The organism is Clostridium polynesiense, from assembly GCF_000820705.1.
GTDB lineage: Bacteria > Bacillota > Clostridia > Clostridiales > Clostridiaceae > Clostridium_AA > Clostridium_AA polynesiense.
Map to the genome: position 1 here is coordinate 1 of NZ_CCXI01000078.1, position 3,552 is coordinate 3,552.

The 3,552-nt window shown below is 34.0% G+C and carries 2 protein-coding genes and 1 pseudogene; all 3 read left to right on the top strand.

The window, feature by feature from the left end:
• Positions 1-463, top strand: a pseudogene (locus TA89_RS18555) (D-alanyl-D-alanine carboxypeptidase family protein); the annotation flags it as partial.
• Between the two features lie 127 nt (positions 464-590).
• Positions 591-2,903 carry a carbamoyltransferase HypF gene (gene hypF, locus TA89_RS07160; protein ID WP_040212147.1) on the top strand — a complete coding sequence of 771 codons (2,313 nt, stop codon included), beginning with the start codon at positions 591-593 and terminating at the stop codon, positions 2,901-2,903.
• Positions 2,904-2,922: 19 nt separating this feature from the next.
• The gene (locus TA89_RS07165) at positions 2,923-3,492 is read left to right on the top strand and encodes a flavin reductase family protein (RefSeq protein ID WP_040212148.1); all 570 of its coding nucleotides are present in this window, start codon (positions 2,923-2,925) and stop codon (positions 3,490-3,492) included.
• Positions 3,493-3,552 lie beyond the last annotated feature (60 nt).

Sequence of the window (3,552 nt, forward strand, 5' to 3'; positions counted from 1 at the left end):
AGATTACAGCTATGCAGCAGAAAAAAATGTGTTTATGGAAGCAGGTAAAGAAGTTGCTACATATCCGGTTAAATATAAATTATTCAAATTCTTCGGTCCTGAAAAAACTATCGAAGTGCCTTTTACACTTACAAAAAATATAGAAATATATGATAACGAAATAAACAAAGCTGAAACAAAGACTTCTTTTGAATTAAAAGAAAGCGACGGCTGGAAGCTTGCGAAAAACCCTGAAGGTGCTGCTTTAAAGGTCTCCTCAAGACTTTCATCTGATGAATATACTCTTAAAGCAAATATTTCTACAACGGATTTACTTAAGCAGAATATTCTCGCCTATGCTATATCCGCAGTGGCTATAATCGCTGCAGTTTTAATTGTACTTTTAATTATTAAGCTTATCTCCAACGGAAATCGGGGACTTAGAAGAAGCAGAAGAACTGGAAGAAGACGTAGAAGATATTAATTACAAAGGCTGTGATAAATGCACAGCCTTTAATTTATTTTATGAAACTTTCGCTTCACTCTATAATCTATGCATTTAATTTGTTTATAATATATATGTCAGCATTTTATATTAAAGAGGTTTATTTATGGAAAGAAGAATAATTAAAATAAACGGTATAGTCCAGGGAGTTGGTTTTCGCCCTTTTATATACAATCTAGCTTTAAAGCATTCTATAAAGGGATATGTAAATAACAATTCAGAAGGAGTACTTATAGATGCAGAAGCTCCTCTTGAAAAGCTTCAGGAATTTATAAAAGAAATAAAGCTGAATGCCCCTCCACTTTCAGAAATTCATAGCCTTGAATGCTTTACTGAAGAGTATAAAGGTTATGACGGATTTATAATTGAAGAAAGCCGCAGTACAGAAGGAAAAATCACCCTGATATCTCCAGATACAGCTATATGCAGTGAATGCTTAATGGATATAAAGGATGTAAATAATAAAAGGTATTTCTATCCTTTTACAAACTGTACTAATTGCGGTCCAAGATTTTCTATAATAAAAAATATACCCTATGACAGAATTAATACTACTATGGATAAATTTAATATGTGCAATGACTGTAATGAAGAATATACAAATCCATTAAACAGGAGATTTCATGCTCAGCCTAATGGATGCGGTGATTGCGGACCACATATATACATAACAGATAAATCAGGAAAAGAAATACATATAACAAACTATGAAAAGCACCGCTATGAATATAATTTTCACCTGTTAAAATGGACTTCAAAAAAACTGAAAGAGGGTTATATTTTTGCTATAAAAGGATTAACGGGATTTCACTTAGTATGCAGCGGTGAAAATCCTGATGCTGTGAACAAATTACGAATAAGAAAAAACAGACCTCATAAGCCTTTTGCTTTAATGGCAAAGGATATAGATGTTATAAAAAAACACTGCATAGTAAGTAAAAAGGAAGAGGAACTTCTTACAGGCCATGAAAAACCTATAGTTATCTTACATAAGAAAGAAAGCTCTACTCTGCCCTGCTCTATTGCACCAAATAAAAAAAATGTGGGTTTTATGCTTCCTTATACTCCACTTCATGCTCTGCTTTTCAGCTTTGATGAAGAAGTCCTTGTTATGACCAGTGCAAATTTATCCTCTCTGCCCTTAGAATATGAAAACAGCAAAGCAGTAAAGCATTTGTCTCACATAGCAGATTATTTTCTCCTTCATAACAGAGATATTTATATTCCTGTGGATGATTCAGTATGCAGAGTAGAATTTGACAAAGAGTACATGCTTAGAAGAGCCAGAGGCTATGCTCCCTATCCCTTTAAGCTTAAAACCAAAAAGTCCATTTTGGCTTTAGGACCTCATATGAAAAATACCTTTTGTCTGTGTAAAGGAGATTTTGTATTTTTAAGCCAGCACATAGGTGATTTAGAAAATATCGAAACCTACAATCATTATGTCAATAATATTAAGCATTATAGTGAAATTTATAATATAAAACCGGAAGCTGCTGTCTGCGACCTTCATCCTGATTATGCAAGCACAAAATATGCTGAAGGTATACACCTGCCTCTTCTCAAGGTACAGCACCATCATGCTCATATAGCAAGCTGTATGATAAACAATAGTATTAACCACAAAGTCATAGGACTTTCCTTTGATGGTACAGGTTATGGTGATGATGGAGCTATATGGGGCGGTGAATTTTTGATTTGTGACTTAAATGGATATAAGAGGGCTGCTCATATATCCTATACAGAGCTTCCTTCCGGTGACAGCGCTGCAAAGGATCCCTGGAAAACAGCTATAGCCTATTTATATCATGCTTATTCTATAAATAAAGAAGCATCATACCTTCCCCAATTAGAATTTGTTGTGGATAAATTCTATGGAAAAAAAGGAATGTTATTTCTTAAAATAATAAGCAATAACATTAACACCATCCCTTCCTCCAGTATGGGAAGATTTTTCGATGCCGTTTCAAGCTTATGCGGTATAAATCACAGCACAACCTACGAAGGGCAAGCCTCCATAGAGCTTGAAAGCATCCTGGAGGATTTAATTTATGAAGAGTATTATGAATATAAAATAAACTATAAATCCGGTATATATATAATAGAAACCCATAATATAATCATTGAGATTGTAAAAGACCTTCTTGCGGGAATTTCACCAAAAATAATATCATTAAAATTTCATAATACAATTATCAGCTTCTCTAAAGATATGTGCTTAATTCTAAGAAAACAATACGGCATAAATGACGCAGCATTAAGCGGAGGAGTTTTTCAAAATTCCTATATATTAAATAACCTTCATAAAGCTTTGAATCAAGAAGGCTTTAAAGTTTATACCCATTCCTCAATACCTGCAAATGACGGAGGAATAAGCATCGGTCAGCTTGCTATAGCTGATGCTCTTTACAATAGATAAATTGCATAGGAGAGATATTATGAATAAAACTGATTTTAAAGGAAGCGTTATGCTCAATCCTGTACCTGTAGTATTGGTTACCTCTAAAAATAAGGAAGGAAAGGTAAATGTCTTTACCGTGGCTTGGGCAGGAACTGTATGCACTAAGCCTCCAATGATAAGTATATCAATAAGGCCAGAAAGATTATCCCATGAATATATTTCCGAAACCAGAGAATTTGTCATCAACCTCCCCAGTTCTAAACTGGTTAAAAGGGTGGACTTCTGTGGTGTTAAGTCCGGGAAAAACATAGATAAGATAAAACATTTGGGCTTCACTTTAAATGAAGGGATTAACGTTTCAGTCCCCTCCATTGCTGAATGTCCGGTAAACATTGAATGTAAAGTAAAGGATATAATTCCTTTAGGCAGTCATGATCTTTTTACCGCTGAAGTGGTTTTAAACAGAGTGGACGACAATCTCCTTGATGAAAAAGGTAAAATACATTTTGAAAAGGCTGATTTGGTAGCATATTCTCATGGAGAATACTTTACCTTAGCTAAAAAACCTTTAGGAAAATTCGGATATTCTGTGAGGAAAAAGAGATAAAATAATTAGAAATTATGAATTTAAAATCAATCAAAGAAACTCCCTGATAGGGAGTTCTTT

What these genes read in the sequence shown, in the direction of transcription:
- TA89_RS07165 (WP_040212148.1), top strand. Translation starts at nt 2,923, where the DNA reads ATGAATAAAACTGATTTTAAAGGAAGCGTTATGCTCAATCCTGTACCT.
- hypF (WP_040212147.1), top strand. Translation starts at nt 591, where the DNA reads ATGGAAAGAAGAATAATTAAAATAAACGGTATAGTCCAGGGAGTTGGT.